This window comes from Rathayibacter sp. AC451 (assembly GCF_979253095.1).
This window is the reverse complement of sequence record NZ_CEEDBD010000002.1, coordinates 1-13,024: the sequence shown is the minus strand read 5'-3', so window position 1 is coordinate 13,024 and position 13,024 is coordinate 1. Positions and strand designations below refer to the sequence as shown.

Sequence of the window (13,024 nt, the reverse complement as noted above, 5' to 3'; positions counted from 1 at the left end):
GACCCCGACCGGATCGCAGATTGCTGGCAGACCCAGCCTCCGACGCGAGCAGTCTCGTACTGTTGACACGGCTGCCGCGTCTGAGCCGACCGGTGTGCTCGCAGGTGCGGCAGCCCATGGTTGACAGAGTTGCGAGCGCGAGGTCGCGCGAGGCGCGGTACCCGCTGGCCACACCAGGTAGAGGTCGACTGGACCTATGAGATCGGTGCTGGGTCAGTGTGCCGCGTCGTACGCGGCTTGCACGTCGGAGGGCACTCGACCGGACCGCGGAACCTCGTATCCGTGGCGTCGCGCCCAGTGCCGGATCGCCGCCAACATTTCAGGACTCTTACGCCCCGCGCTCGCAGCAACCGCTGTCACGCGAGGTCGAACTTGTACTGCCGACAGGGGCCGTGCCGCGTCGACGAAACGGGCGAGAGCGAGGTGCAGGCAGCCGATGTTCGCCGCGGTCAGGTCGATCTCGTAGGTGTCATCATCGACGGAAAAACACACCGTTCGACCACGTCCGGCCAGGATCAGCGTGCCAGTCAGATCATCGACAAGATCCACCCGAGAAGCCACGCGATCGAACACCCTTCATCCGCTTGCACCGCAGACGCAGGCGCCTCCCCCACAGTAACGACCGTCATGGCACGGCCCAGGAGCATCAGAGCGCTGCTTCTACAGAGCGGGAGCTGGAACTGTCACGCGAAGAGTCACATCTTCGATCGACGAGAACCTGCACGAAGTGAACATCGCTAGTGCGCGCACCGCCGAAGTCGCCGCCTACCTCCCAAGGCAGCCATCGCACCCAAGCTCGGCGTCGGCCGCACGACCCTCTACCGGACGCTCACACTCCCTCAGGCCGACGAGCTCGCGGCGCCCGAGGTTGAAAGGCGGGTCAGAACGCCTGCTTGTCGAACCCCACCGGAGCTGTGTTCATCGGATCCACCCACTGAAGACCGGCGGCGACCGCGCGGGCCAAGCTCTCAAGGCCGGTGCCGAAGTAGCAGTACCCGTGAGTCGTCTCGACCTGCTGGTGCGGCGGCATGACGACGAGACGCCAGTTGAACAGCATCTTCCACACTTCGACCGTGCAGGTCTCCGTCTCCTGCAGCCGGAAGCCGTTCTCCGTCCGCACGATCCGCTCCCCCACAACATCGGCCTCGGAACGCAGTTGCTGCTCGAGGTCGTCGAGCACTTCGGCGCGGGTGCGCAGCATCGCCGTCTGATCCACTGTTCCAGTGTCCCGATAGCCGTCCCGTCACCGGGCATTTCACCGGGCGGGTCTTACGGGACGCTGCCGCCCACGCCGATGCACGGCGGTGTGGGGTTGCTTGCTCGGTGGCGCCGTTCTCTGATTGATCGGTGGCGCCTACTCGGCGTAGGCGGTCACATACAGATTCCCGTTTGCGCCCTGCAGCCTCGCTTCCGACCTAGCCGGCTACTGCGCCGAGAGCGCCCACGCGAGCGGGCCACCTCATTGGCGGTGTCACGGTTGGAAGCACCGCTGGGAGAGGTCGGAGCGGACGAGCTTGCCAGGTCGGGTCAGCATGGAAGGCTCTGCGGGTCGGAGTCATGACAGATCTTCTCCCCGCGCTGCGGATCATTCCCTCGACCCCAATACAAACTTTCGCCGCGGCGTCGTCAGGTGACACCACGGTTGCTAGAACCTCAGGGGTCTTGCGCCTCTGCCCCGTCGGAACAGGCCGGGGCAATTCCGCACTCAGGGCTGAGCGCGAGGCGGCGGCTGAGGACGTCGACCGCGAGGTCGGGCACACTGATCCCACGTTCCTGTGCTGTGTCGCTGAGCAGGGCGAGAGCGGCGTCCGCGCTTATGCGAAGACGAGCACTGGTGTCGCCGATCGCGCGGATGACGAGGACGGCTTCTGGCGTCATTTCCGTGAGCGCATCAACCCAGCTCAGGAAGCGCGCACTCTCCTGGTGCGGTTCAGCCACGTCGCCCTCGCGTGCCGCAGCGTCGCCTCAGGTCAGACGTACGGCTCCTCGTAAGCGGAGGCCGGCGCCTCGTCCTCCACTGCGGGGTACTCCACCGCGTGGACGCGGTTGCGGATGAGTGACCGGATCGAGAGCACCGCGTCCGCGACGGCAGCGTCCGGGAAGCCCTCGGCGGGCTCGGATGCGACCGAGACGAGCTCGCTGCCGGCGTGGAGGAGCACTGTCGCGTCGACGAGGCGCCCGTCCTCCGTTAGGACGGGGATCGTGACGATCTGCGCGCGTTGACGTGGTTCGAGCGAGGCCACCAGATCCAGGAGCGCAGCGCTCACTGCATCGGGTGTTACCAAGCATCGCGAGGCATACGAGAGCTGCTGCATGGCTTCAGCGTTCCGCGGTTCGGGAACAGACGGGAGTGGGTTGCAGATCTTGATGAGAAGGAGATAGCAGTGCGCAACCGGACGAGACGGACATGGCCGCTGGCGATCCGGCCAGCGATCCCGCTCAACGCGAAGGTCTAGGCGCTGAGCGGGAGGCCCGCCGCCGGTCTTGCGACGAACGAGGACGACGTTACAACCCTTCCTCCCTCATCAAGCACTCTGCGACCGGGCATCTCGGACCCCTCCTACCTCACGCCGGCGGAGCATGCTGTGTGGAGGGTTCCGGGAGGACGTGGAGTCCGTGGACGCTGTTGGCGTCCGCGAGGAGAACACGGACCCATTCGGCACTCGCCGGCGCGGTAGGCGGCCCTTGGAACTCGAATCGAAGAGCGATCGCGGGGTGCATCCAGAGAACATGGCGCCCTCGGCCGACGGCCGAATCGCCACCCAGCGCGAACGCAAACGCCTCGCCGCGACGCAACTTCGTCACGATCGTCAGCTGCAAATGCAGGAGGGTGTAGTCATCGAACGAGAACAGCGCGGGCGGGGACCCGTAAAGCAGATTGCCCACAAAGACATCCTCCAGACGAGAAGCAGAGACACGACCGGCCCGAACGCAGCCTGCCGGGCAGGCTATCCGCGACAACCGACACTGGTTCGATCAGACAGCTCTGCTGGAGTGAACACCCATGCAAATGTCGTCCCCGCTTCGAAGCGCCCCACCTCGGGAGGGAAGGAGGACTGATCATGTTCAGCCGCCGACGGGATGTCTCCACGATCCTCGCCCGCATGCGTGCCTCAAACGCCGCGCAGCAGCCCATGCAGCCCCGGAAGCACGTCACCGCCGCACACGTGAGCTCGGTCATATCGCACGAGCAGTCGACACGGGACGCCTCAGCAACCACAAGGCCGCAGCAGCGTTCACCCGCATCGCAGACGAGCTGCAACAGGACGTCCGCGATCTCTGGGCCGTACCCCGCAGTCGGCACCGGTGTGCCCTACTCGGCTGAAGCCTGCGGAGGAATCGCCTGCGTGCGAAGAACGCGAAGGCTGTCGCGCAGATGTGTCTTCACGGTGCCCAGCGGGATCTCGAGCTCTCGCGCGATCTCGGCGTGGGTATAACCGTGCACAGAGGCCAGGAACAGCACGTCACGATGGATCAGCGGCAGCCCCTTGATCGCATCAGCTACCGGACCGCCCCACGCATAAGCCTCGGCCACCTCGTCGAGAGGTGACTCCTGATGGCGAAGAGCCTGAATCTCGTCGCGTTCCCGCGCGGCATGAACGGCGCGCACCCGGTCGATCGCCCGCCTCCGCGCCAGCTGACGGATCACCTGCACCGTCGCACGATCAGGAGCGATCCGCGCTGCACACCGCCACAACTCGAGGTAGACCTCCTGAGTGACCTCCTGCGCACGAGGATGATCACGAAGCAGCGAAGTCGCGATGGACAGGACGTCCCGCACCGTCAGGTCGTACACCCGCGCGAACGCTGCCCGATCCCCGTCCCCGACACGCATGAGCAGCTCACGAACACTGCCGGTATTGTCCTCGTCCACCCCACCATCATCCTCACCACGCGGTCCAATCGCTCACCTCGACTCCGGAACGGGCCTGCCCCGATCACGGAGCGACCGCAACTGTGGCCCGTCAGCCACTACGCGTCCGTAGGCTCAGGATCGACCTTGCTGAACAGAAAGAAGAAGCGGTCACCGGACTTCGGCGGTCAACCCCCGTGACGGACCGAGCGAAGCGGCGTTGGCTGGACTTTTCGTCGACGAAGGGCAGTCTTGGTGCGCGAAACAGGAGTTGATCACCTCCGAGAGGTCGTGCTCGACCCGATCGGTGATGACGGATGGCGCGTCAGAGACGCCGCCGTAGCGGCGGATGATCCTGCCGCGATCCTAGGATTCATCAGCCCGGCCCCAGACGGCTTCCGCGCCCACCGCACCGGGAATCTCCACGGAGATACCGTCTGCGACACCCTCGAGGACGCACGCGACCTCTACCAGCAGATCCGACAAGACGACGGTCACGCTCCGACGCATACCGATCTGCCGGCCTGGGTTCGTAGTCTGCGGAAAGAACCGCAAACCGGCTTCCTCGGCGACAACGAGTATCTGGTCGGATCCCCCGAAGTTCGCGACCCGCTCCGCGTACTGACCGTTTGGGTCGACGGCCAACCACTCGGAGACGTGCTCGCCACCACACCGACGATGTTCGACTGCGGCTTTCGCCTACCCGACGTACCTCCCGTCATCGTCGAATCCATCGACGGACTACTCACCCTTGCCATCGCACTGCACCGCAGGACCGCCCGACACTGACATCATCCCGGTAGCAAGCTCGCAATCGCCGTGGGACGCGTGCTCACGGCTGCACTGCCGAGGACGCCGCCCGATCCTTCGGGGTGGGTCGCGTCTAGTCGAGGAGCTCGGCCTGGATTCGAGCGGCGACGGCCTCGCGGAGCGGTCGGACGTTCTCGGTGCTCCAGTCGGTCGGGTCGGGGAACGTCCATTCCAGGAATCGGCCGGTCGGGGTCGCGGGGAGCGCGAGGCCTGGCTTCATAGCGACGACGATGTCGGCGTTCTCGAGGTCCTCGACGGTGACGGCGCGGGGGGTGCGGTCGCTGATGTCGAGGCCGAGTTCCGCGACGGTGGATGCGATCGCGGGGTTCACCGTGTTCGCGGGCGACAGCCCGGCGGAGGTGGCGGTGTAGCGGTCGCCTGCGAGGACTTCGAGCAGGCCTGCGCCGAGTTGGGAGCGGCCGGCGTTGTGCTGGCAGAGGAAGAGGATGGTGGGCTTGTCGGTCATGCGGGGATGCTGCTTCCGGTGTTCGTGCGGGTCCAGGTCTGGGTGGCGGTCTGCACGGCGTCCCAGGGGGAGCCGAGCGGGGGTGTGTAGGAGAGGTCGAGGTCGGAGACCTGCTCGACGGTGAGTCCGGCGAACAGGGCGGTCGCGTAGGTGTCGACGCGTTTCGCGGTCTCGGTGCCGAGGCGTCCGACGAGTTGCGCGCCGAGGAGGCGACCGTCGCGGGTGTCGCCGGTGATGCGGATGGTGATCGGCTGCGCGCCAGGGTAGTAGCGCTTGTGATCGTCCGCGACCGCGGTCGTCGTCGCCGGAGCGAATCCGGCGGCGAGGGCCTCGTGCTCGCGGAGACCGGTGCGGGAGGCGACGAGGTCGAAGACCTTGACGACTTGCGTGCCGACGGAGCCGGCGAACCGGGCGTCGCCGCCGAGGGCGTTCTCGCCGGCCACCCGTCCCTGCTTGTGCGCGGTAGTGCCCAGTGGCAGGTAGGTGCTTCCGAGCAGGCGGTGGTGGGTGGTCACGCCGTCGCCCGCGGCGAACACGTGCGGGAGGCCGGTGCGCATGGCCTCGTCGACGACGACGGCGCGGCCGGCGCCGAGGGAGGCTCCGGCGCGGGTGAGGAGGTCGGTGTTCGGCTTCACGCCGACGACGAGGAGGACGACGTCGGCGGTGCGGGTGAGGGGTGTGCCGTCGTGGTCGGCGTGCACGGCGAGGCCGGTCGCGGTCTTCTCGATCGAGGCGACAGTCGTCCGGGTGAGCACCTCGACGCCGCGCTCGGTCAGCTCGGCGTGGACGAGGGCGCCGAGTTCGGGGTCGAGGGTGGAGAGCACCTCCGGGCCGCGCTGCAGCTGAGTGACCTGGAGGCCGCGGACGGTGAGGGCTTCGGCCATCTCGAGGCCGACGTAGCCGGCGCCGACGATGATCGCGGTCTGCGGGTCGCGGCTGTCGAGGTAGCGCTCGAGGGCGAAGGTGTCGCCCATCGAGTGCAGCACGTGCACGCCGTCCTCCGGCCCCAGCTCGTCCACTCCGGCGATGCCGGCGGAGGAGGCGAGGGCGCCGGTGCCGACGATCAGTTCGTCGTACCCGATCCGGTCGAGCGTCCCGTCGGGAGTGCGGACGGTGAGCTGCTGTCCGGCGACGTCGATGTCGGTCGCGAAGGTGTCCAGGCGCAGAGTCATGCCGGTGGCTTCGAGGTCGGCGTGGGTGCGGTGCGCGAGCGACTGCCACGGCTGCACCTCGCGGGAGAAGTAGTACGGGATCCCGCAGATCGAGAAGTTCGGGTACGAGTCGGCGACGACGACGGTCACGTCGACGGACGGGTCGAGCTCGCGGGCGCGCAGCGCGGCGGAGATCCCCGCGTCGCTGCCGCCGATGGCGACGAGATGCATCAGATGGGCCTTCCGGGTCAGACGTGCGAAGAGGTGGAGGTGGTGGCCGGGACCACGAGGTGCCCGGCCGCCCGGGCGGCGCCCGGGAAGAGGAACACGGCGATGCCGACGCCGATCGCGGCACCGACGAGCTGCGCGGCGACGAAGGGCAGGACGGAGGTGGGGGCGATGCCGGCGAAGGTGTCGGTGAAGACGCGGCCGAGGGTCACGGCGGGGTTCGCGAACGAGGTCGAGGACGTAAACCAGTACGCCGCACCGATGTACGCGCCGACCGCGGCCGCCGCGAGCGGGCCGCGGTTCGTGCGAGCGAGGGAGAGGATCACGAGGACCAGGCCCGCGGTGGCGACAACTTCTCCGAGCAGGTGCCCGGCGGTGACGCGCTCAGTCGTCGCGATCGCGGTCGGAACCTCGAACATCGCGTTCGCGAGGACCGCGCCGCCGATGCCGCCGAGCAGCTGAGCGCCGACGAACACCGCCAGCTCCCGCCCCGACAGGCCGGTGCGGTCGCGGCGACCGAGGAACGCGTCGACGGCGGAGACGAGCGGGTTGAAGTGCGCCCCCGACACCGGACCGAGAGTGAGGATCAGCACCGCCAGCCCCAACGCGGTCGCGAGGGAGTTCTCCAGCAGTTGCAAACCGACGTCGTTCGGAGAGAGCGACTGGGCGGCAATGCCGGAGCCGACGACGATCGCGACGAGCAGGACCGTGCCGAGGAACTCGGCCACGGCCCGACGAGCGAGCGGAGGAGGGGGAAGTGGTGTCCATGTCGTCGGCCATCTTGACCGCTTCCAATCACTCAGTCAAGATTGAGTCAATGAACACCGAGCGAACCGAACTCGAAGCGCGCGCTGCCCGGCACGCGGCCCTCAGCGACCCTGCCCGCCTGCGGATCGTGGACCTGCTCACCCTTGGGGACCTGGCGCCGCGGGAGTTGCAGGACCGGCTCGGGATGCCCTCGAACCTCGTCGCGCACCACCTCGCCGTCCTCGAGCGCGAGGGCATGATCCTCCGTCGCCGTTCAGAGGCGGACCGGCGCCGCAGCTACGTCCACCTGATCCCCGGCGCCTTCGATCAACTCGGGCCCTCGACTACCGCCGCGGCGCGGCGGGTGCTGTTCGTGTGCACCGCGAACTCCGCCCGCTCCCAGCTCGCCGCGCAGCTCTGGGCGCAGCGCAGCCCCATCCCCGTCGCCTCCGCCGGCACCCACCCGGCCACCGCGGTGGCCGCCGGAGCCATCGCGACCGCCGAACGTCACGGCCTCCCGCTACCCGAAGGTATCCCGCAGCAGTTCGCGGACGTCGCCGCGGACACCGACCTCGTGATCACCGTCTGCGATGCCGCGCACGAGGAACTCGGCTCGGAGGCGCTGCACTGGTCGATCCCCGACCCGGTGCCCGCTGGCACAGACGCCGCGTTCGATGCCGCCTACGACGAGCTCGCCGCGCGCGTCGAGGCTCTCGCCGCGAGAGTGACGGCCGCCTGATCAGACGCGGGTGAGCATCCCGGCGAGGGAGTCGAGCGCCCCGGGAACGAGGGAGAAGTACGCCCACGTGCCGCGCTTCTCGCGGGCCAGGATCCCGGCATCCACGAGGATCTTCAAGTGGTGCGACACCGTGGGCTGACTCAGCCCAACCGGCTCCGTGAAATCACACACGCACACTTCGCCCGAGCTGCTCGACGCCACGATCGACACCAGGCGAAGCCTCGCCGGATCCGCCATCGCCTTCAACGCCCGCGCCAGCAGCTCCGCACCCTCCGCGCTCAGCGGCTCGCGCGCGAGCGGCGCGCAGCACGCGGCTGCCGCCGCGGTGAGGGTCAGCTCGGTCGTCGCCATGCCTCCACTCTCCCACATATTGACAGTCATCGATATACCGGGGCAGACTCGGTCCATCGATGACCGTCGATGTTGAGGAGTGCACCCGATGACCCTGCTGCTGACCGTCCCGCCCCGCACCGACGAGCGCCGCCTCACCGGCCTCCCCGTCGCCGTCATCGGCGCAGGCCCCGTCGGTCTCGCCGCCGCCGCGCAGCTGCTCGAGCGGGGCCTGGACGTCATCGTCTACGAAGCAGGTGAGAGTGCCGGCGCCGCGGTGCAGCAGTGGGGACACACCCGCCTGTTCTCCCCGTGGGAGTACCTGGTCGACGCCGCTGCCGGACGCCTGCTCGACGCCGCCGGCTGGGAGGCGCCCGCGGCGAAGAAGCTGCCCACCGGGCACGATTTCGTCCGCGACTACCTCGCACCCCTCGCCGCAACCCCGCAGCTCGCCCCCGTCATCCACTACCGATCCCGCGTGACCGCCGTCTCTCGTGAGGGCATGGACCGCACCCGCTCCACCGGTCGCGCTGCGACACCGTTCCTACTGCGCCTGGACACCCCGGAGGGCGTCACCGACGTCACCGCCCGCGCGGTCATCGACACCTCCGGCACCTACTCCACGCCCAACGCGCTCGCCTCCGCGGGCCTTGACCCAATCGGTGTCCTCGATGTCGCTGAGCATCTCAGTCACGCGCTGCCGGACGTGCTCGGCGCCGACCGTGCCCGGTTCGCCGGGAAGAGCGTCCTCGTCGTCGGCGCGGGCCACTCCGCCGCGAACACCCTGATCAAGCTCGCCCGTCTCGCCCGCGAGGAACCGCAGACGAGGATCACGTGGGCGATTCGAGGCACCAGCCCGCTGCGCGTTTTCGGATCCGGCGATGACGAGCTCGAGGAGCGCGGCAAGCTCGGCGGCACCGTCCACCAGCTCGTCCGCGACCGCGCGATCACTCTCTTGGACCGTTTCGAAATCGACCGCCTCGAGAAGACCCCCTCCGGCGGTGTCACGGTGATGGGGCGGCGCCGGAAGGAGCGCGAGAGCGTGGAAGTCGATGTCGTGGTGCAGGCCACCGGGTTCCGGCCCGACCTCGACATGCTGCGCGAGATCCGCGTCTCCCTGGACGAGATCGTGGAAGCGCCGCGCGCGCTCGCGACCCTGATCGATCCGAACCTGCACTCCTGCGGCACCGTCGACCCCCACGGTGTCGCGGAACTCGCCCACCCCGAGCCGAACTTCTTCATCGCGGGGATGAAGTCGTACGGCAGGGCGCCGACTTTCCTGCTCGTCACCGGTTACGAGCAGGTCCGCTCGATCGCGGACGAACTCGCCGGCGATCACGCCGCGGCCCGGCGCGTGCAGCTCGTCCTCCCCGAAACCGGAGTCTGCTCCACCGACATCGGATCCGCCGGAGGAGCTGCTGCTCATGACCGCGATCCGGCCGATGACCCCCGAGGACTGGGCGGCGGTCGAGACGATCTACCGTGACGGGATCGCGACCGGGCACGCCACCTTCGAGGCCGAACCGCCGACGTGGGAGGCGTTCGATGCGGGGAAGCTCGACGTCGGGCGCCTGGTCGCCGTCGACGGAGAGCGGATCCTCGGTTGGGCCGCGTTGTCGAAGGTCTCGCCCCGGCCCGTCTACCGGGGCGTGGTCGAGCACTCCGTCTACATCGCGGCCGCTGCACGCGGCCGCGGCGTCGGTTCGACGCTGCTAGCCGCGCTCATCGCCGCAGCGGACGACGCGGACCTGTGGATGATCCAGTCGAGCATCTTCCCCGAGAACACCGCCAGTCTCGCCCTCCACGAACGCGCGGGATTCCGGCGCGTGGGCATCCGGGAGCGCATCACGCAGATGACGTACGGGCCGGAGGCCGGTCGGTGGCGCGACACGATCCTCATCGAGCGGCGGCGCCCGTGAGGCCGTGACTCGTTCGGGATCCGCGTGTATCGTGATCGTCACAACGGGCCGGTTCCCGGAACGTTGCCAGCCTAAGACCCCGCCTCGGTGGGGTCTTAGTTTTAAGGCGTCCAGATCCAGTCGTGCGACGTCGACGCGGCGACCAGTCCGCTCAACCGCGCCATCGTCACCGCGGACTTCGGGTGCGTCTCCGTCACCGTCTGGCGGCGCCGATGCAGATAGACCGCGAGGTCTACCGCCTGCAACCCGGCGGCGTTCCTCGAGGACGCGAACTGGATCGGGGAGGAAATCAGGTCGAGCTTGCTCGGCCGGTAGCCCGGCGTTCCCAGCAGCTGGTAGCTCTCGAACTGCCGCCGGTGCTCTTCCTGCGTCGCGATCTCGTCAGCGACGACGATCACCTCTTCCGTGTTGGAAGAGAAGACGTAGCGGCGGTACTCGTTCACCCGCTCGAGCAGGTGCTGCAAGACGACCTTGTGCGGCTGCTCCGGGTATCGGTACCGGGCGTTCAGGCGCTTCACGTCCACGCCCCGGAACAGGTAGCGGACTTCGGCCTCCTGCGCGATGCGCAGCGCGGCCGCGTAGATGCCCGCCGCCTCACGATGCCTACCCCGCAGAGGAGCCCACTCGCCGGCGCCACCCATCAGTTCGTGCCCATGGAACTCGACATCCGCCGGCACCCCGTGGTCTGCGGCGATCTGCTTCCGGAGAGCGGCGTAGCCCTGCTCGAGCTGCTCCCACTTCTCCTGCGTGGTCACGGCAGCGCCGATGAAGTAGAAGTCCTGTGTGTAGGACTCGTCCAGGTACGCGATCAGCACCCGGTCATCATGTCAGCGACCTCCGCCACCACCGGCGGTAGAACGGCCCGAACGAACCACCTCGAACGGCTCACAGCCCCCAAGTACGTCGAGGGAGCGCCGCTGCTCGGGGTGCATGGAGGGCACCCGATCGACCAGCTGTCACGGGGTGTTAGGAGCGGACGAGGCGGGCGATGGCGTCGGAGGCTTCTTGTAGCTTGATTTTCGCTTCGTCGCCGCCGGCCGCGGCGGCTTCGAGGACGCAGTGGTTGAGGTGGTCGTTCAGCAGACCCAGTGCCACGGATTCCAGAGCGCTGGTCATCGCGGAGATCTGGGTGAGGATCTTGATGCAGTACTGCTCGTCTTCGACCATGTTCTGCAAGCCGCGGGCTTGCCCTTCGATGCGGCGCAGGCGGCGGAGGTACTGGTCCTTGTCGGAGATGTAGCCGTGGGGTGCGGCGGTGTCGTCATGCTCGGTCGTCTGCTCGGTCACGGTGTCCTCGTCCCCCCGGGTGCTGATGCAGCTCATCCGCCGCGGGTGCTCGTCGGACGGGTACGGAGAGGGTTTTCAGCCGCTCCGGCTGCTTTCTGCATACTCTAGGGGGGTATGCCCGAGCGTCCTCTCTGTCGCTCGCGGAGGAGTGACGTGCGGTTTCGGAGGTGTGGATCATGAGCGACAGCGTCGTTTTTAGACGGTCCGCCCCGCTGACGCGCGCGGTCGTCGTGGTGCTCACGCTGGCGGCTCTGCTGCTGGGCGTGTTCGCGATGCACTCGATGATGGGCAGCCATTCCGACGCCTCCCTGTCCGCGGGGCACACGCACGCGCAGACCGATGCGCACGCCGACCCGGTGGCCGGCTCGACCGGCGCGATGACCTTCTCGGCCGGCGCCGATCAGGGCGCGGTCGTGCCGATGGTGCCCTGTGATGACAGTTGCGCGATGGGGTGCGCGCTGATGGCGGCGTCGTGCGTCATCGTGTTCTTCCTCGCGTCCCTGATCCTCCTGGCCCGGGTGCCGGCGATGTTCGCGCGTGTCTTGGATGCGGGTCCGCGTCTTCTGCTGCTGGTGCCGCGCGCGCGGTTCCACGTGTATCTGCCGTCGTTGACGGTGTTGTCGATCAGTCGCACCTGATTCGCCCTGGTGTCGCAGCGTCCGCTGCGACTTCCTCACCGCGCCTGTAGGGCGTGGTTCCGGCGATTTCTGCAACCGACTGAATGGATACGACACTCATGAACACCAAGCGCACTCTTCTGGCCTCGACTCTCGCTCTGGCGACCGCGATCACTCTTTCCGCCTGCTCGGACAGCTCCTCCGGGATGAGCGGCATGGAGGGGATGGGCGACAGCAGCTCGTCCGCCTCTGCCGCACCGTCCTCGACCTCTGCCGCGTCGTCGGAGGACTTCAACGATCAGGACGTGATGTTCGCCCAGATGATGAAGCCCCACCACGAGCAGGCGGTGGAGATGTCCGACATGATCCTCGCGAAGGACGGCATCAGCACTGAGGTGACCGACCTGGCGACGCAGATCAAGGAAGCGCAGGGTCCGGAGATCTCGCAGCTCGAGGAGTGGCTCACCGCGTGGGGGGCTGAGGACTCGATGTCGGGCATGGATCACAGCATGGACGGGATGATGTCCGACGAGGACATGTCCGCGCTGGAGAGCGCGACCGGTGCCGAGGCGGAGAAGCTGTTCCTCGAGCAGATGATGATGCACCACGAGGGTGCTGTGGAGATGGCGCAGACCGAGGTCGATGAGGGCCAGAACGCGGACGCGATCGAGATGGCCGAGATGATCGTGCAGACGCAGACGGAGGAGATCGCGACCATGCAGGACCTCCTCGCGTCCCGCTGACCCGCTTTCCCTTCCACCCCTCCCCTCTCCTGGGCAGGCGCAGCGCTGCTGCGTCGCGCCCGGGCGTGCGCGTTACCGCCGCGCCTCGGTGGGGGTCGCCGTACCTGGCGATCCCCACCCCTCTTCTTCTTCGC

At 68.0% G+C, this 13,024-nt stretch carries 18 protein-coding genes; 6 read left to right on the top strand and 12 right to left on the bottom strand.

Annotated elements, in window-relative coordinates; translation table 11 throughout:
- Positions 1-213: 213 nt before the first annotated feature.
- The 6 genes from AC0CID_RS19290 to AC0CID_RS19265 all read right to left on the bottom strand — a co-directional run bounded on the left by AC0CID_RS19290 (position 214) and on the right by AC0CID_RS19265 (position 3,874).
- Positions 214-573, bottom strand: a complete 360-nt coding sequence (locus tag AC0CID_RS19290) for a histone-like nucleoid-structuring protein Lsr2 (protein WP_465228172.1) — start codon at positions 571-573, stop codon at positions 214-216.
- A 307-nt stretch (positions 574-880) separates the two neighbouring features.
- Entirely contained in the window at positions 881-1,216 is a 336-nt protein-coding gene (locus AC0CID_RS19285; protein ID WP_465228171.1) for a hypothetical protein, read from the bottom strand.
- Between the two features lie 437 nt (positions 1,217-1,653).
- Entirely contained in the window at positions 1,654-1,938 is a 285-nt protein-coding gene (locus tag AC0CID_RS19280) for an ANTAR domain-containing protein (RefSeq protein WP_465228170.1), read from the bottom strand.
- Between the two features lie 32 nt (positions 1,939-1,970).
- Entirely contained in the window at positions 1,971-2,267 is a 297-nt protein-coding gene (locus AC0CID_RS19275) for a hypothetical protein (RefSeq protein ID WP_465228169.1), read from the bottom strand.
- A 298-nt stretch (positions 2,268-2,565) separates the two neighbouring features.
- Positions 2,566-2,886 (bottom strand): DUF7882 family protein, encoded by a 321-nt coding sequence (locus AC0CID_RS19270; RefSeq protein WP_465228168.1) that lies wholly within the window; start codon positions 2,884-2,886, stop codon positions 2,566-2,568.
- A gap of 427 nt (positions 2,887-3,313) precedes the next feature.
- On the bottom strand, positions 3,314-3,874 hold the full coding sequence (locus AC0CID_RS19265; RefSeq protein WP_465228167.1) for a sigma-70 family RNA polymerase sigma factor: 561 nt from the start codon (positions 3,872-3,874) through the stop codon (positions 3,314-3,316).
- A 270-nt stretch (positions 3,875-4,144) separates the two neighbouring features.
- On the opposite strand from AC0CID_RS19265, the gene AC0CID_RS19260 reads away from it, so the two are divergent.
- A complete protein-coding gene (locus tag AC0CID_RS19260) occupies positions 4,145-4,642 on the top strand; it encodes a hypothetical protein (RefSeq protein ID WP_465228166.1) in 498 nt (165 codons plus the stop codon).
- Between the two features lie 94 nt (positions 4,643-4,736).
- Here AC0CID_RS19260 and AC0CID_RS19255 read toward each other — a convergent pair whose 3' ends face one another.
- From AC0CID_RS19255 to AC0CID_RS19245, 3 genes are read right to left on the bottom strand one after another with little or no spacing between them, the layout of a single operon-like run.
- Positions 4,737-5,129, bottom strand: coding sequence for an arsenate-mycothiol transferase ArsC (locus AC0CID_RS19255; protein WP_465228165.1), 393 nt, complete (start codon positions 5,127-5,129; stop codon positions 4,737-4,739).
- On the bottom strand, positions 5,126-6,511 hold the full coding sequence (locus AC0CID_RS19250; protein ID WP_465228164.1) for an FAD-dependent oxidoreductase: 1,386 nt from the start codon (positions 6,509-6,511) through the stop codon (positions 5,126-5,128). Before AC0CID_RS19250 ends, AC0CID_RS19255 begins: the two co-directional genes overlap by 4 nt.
- A gap of 17 nt (positions 6,512-6,528) precedes the next feature.
- Positions 6,529-7,236: an aquaporin gene (locus AC0CID_RS19245; RefSeq protein WP_465228163.1), complete on the bottom strand. Its 708-nt coding sequence runs from the start codon at positions 7,234-7,236 to the stop codon at positions 6,529-6,531.
- 89 nt (positions 7,237-7,325) lie between these two features.
- Between AC0CID_RS19245 and AC0CID_RS19240 the strand changes: the two genes are divergently transcribed.
- Entirely contained in the window at positions 7,326-7,994 is a 669-nt protein-coding gene (locus tag AC0CID_RS19240) for an arsenate reductase/protein-tyrosine-phosphatase family protein (RefSeq protein WP_465228311.1), read from the top strand.
- Here the strand turns inward: AC0CID_RS19240 and AC0CID_RS19235 are convergent, their stop codons facing one another.
- Positions 7,995-8,345, bottom strand: a complete 351-nt coding sequence (locus AC0CID_RS19235) for an ArsR/SmtB family transcription factor (RefSeq protein ID WP_055794488.1) — start codon at positions 8,343-8,345, stop codon at positions 7,995-7,997.
- Between the two features lie 88 nt (positions 8,346-8,433).
- Here AC0CID_RS19235 and AC0CID_RS19230 point away from each other — a divergent pair, with 88 nt between their 5' ends.
- A complete protein-coding gene (locus AC0CID_RS19230) occupies positions 8,434-9,810 on the top strand; it encodes an FAD-dependent oxidoreductase (protein WP_465228162.1) in 1,377 nt (458 codons plus the stop codon).
- Positions 9,749-10,243, top strand: coding sequence for an N-acetyltransferase family protein (locus AC0CID_RS19225; RefSeq protein ID WP_465228161.1), 495 nt, complete (start codon positions 9,749-9,751; stop codon positions 10,241-10,243). The genes AC0CID_RS19230 and AC0CID_RS19225 overlap by 62 nt, the downstream gene beginning before the upstream one ends.
- A 101-nt stretch (positions 10,244-10,344) precedes the next feature.
- Here AC0CID_RS19225 and AC0CID_RS19220 read toward each other — a convergent pair whose 3' ends face one another.
- Positions 10,345-11,058: a DUF3800 domain-containing protein gene (locus AC0CID_RS19220; RefSeq protein WP_465228160.1), complete on the bottom strand. Its 714-nt coding sequence runs from the start codon at positions 11,056-11,058 to the stop codon at positions 10,345-10,347.
- A 151-nt stretch (positions 11,059-11,209) separates the two neighbouring features.
- Positions 11,210-11,530, bottom strand: a complete 321-nt coding sequence (locus tag AC0CID_RS19215; protein WP_465228159.1) for a metal-sensitive transcriptional regulator — start codon at positions 11,528-11,530, stop codon at positions 11,210-11,212.
- Between the two features lie 176 nt (positions 11,531-11,706).
- On the opposite strand from AC0CID_RS19215, the gene AC0CID_RS19210 reads away from it, so the two are divergent.
- Together AC0CID_RS19210 and AC0CID_RS19205 are read left to right on the top strand one after the other, a co-directional pair.
- A complete protein-coding gene (locus AC0CID_RS19210) occupies positions 11,707-12,168 on the top strand; it encodes a hypothetical protein (protein ID WP_465228158.1) in 462 nt (153 codons plus the stop codon).
- Positions 12,169-12,266: 98 nt separating this feature from the next.
- On the top strand, positions 12,267-12,890 hold the full coding sequence (locus AC0CID_RS19205; protein WP_465228157.1) for a DUF305 domain-containing protein: 624 nt from the start codon (positions 12,267-12,269) through the stop codon (positions 12,888-12,890).
- Positions 12,891-13,024 lie beyond the last annotated feature (134 nt).

Bases quoted from the DNA above. Each gene is read 5' to 3' on its own strand.
- AC0CID_RS19230 (WP_465228162.1), top strand. From the start codon at position 8,434: ATGACCCTGCTGCTGACCGTCCCGCCCCGCACCGACGAGCGCCGCCTC.
- AC0CID_RS19225 (WP_465228161.1), top strand. From the start codon at position 9,749: ATGACCGCGATCCGGCCGATGACCCCCGAGGACTGGGCGGCGGTCGAG.
- AC0CID_RS19240 (WP_465228311.1), top strand. From the start codon at position 7,326: ATGAACACCGAGCGAACCGAACTCGAAGCGCGCGCTGCCCGGCACGCG.
- AC0CID_RS19255 (WP_465228165.1), bottom strand. From the start codon at position 5,129: ATGACCGACAAGCCCACCATCCTCTTCCTCTGCCAGCACAACGCCGGC.
- AC0CID_RS19205 (WP_465228157.1), top strand. From the start codon at position 12,267: ATGAACACCAAGCGCACTCTTCTGGCCTCGACTCTCGCTCTGGCGACC.
- AC0CID_RS19235 (WP_055794488.1), bottom strand. From the start codon at position 8,345: ATGGCGACGACCGAGCTGACCCTCACCGCGGCGGCAGCCGCGTGCTGC.
- AC0CID_RS19250 (WP_465228164.1), bottom strand. From the start codon at position 6,511: ATGCATCTCGTCGCCATCGGCGGCAGCGACGCGGGGATCTCCGCCGCG.
- AC0CID_RS19210 (WP_465228158.1), top strand. From the start codon at position 11,707: ATGAGCGACAGCGTCGTTTTTAGACGGTCCGCCCCGCTGACGCGCGCG.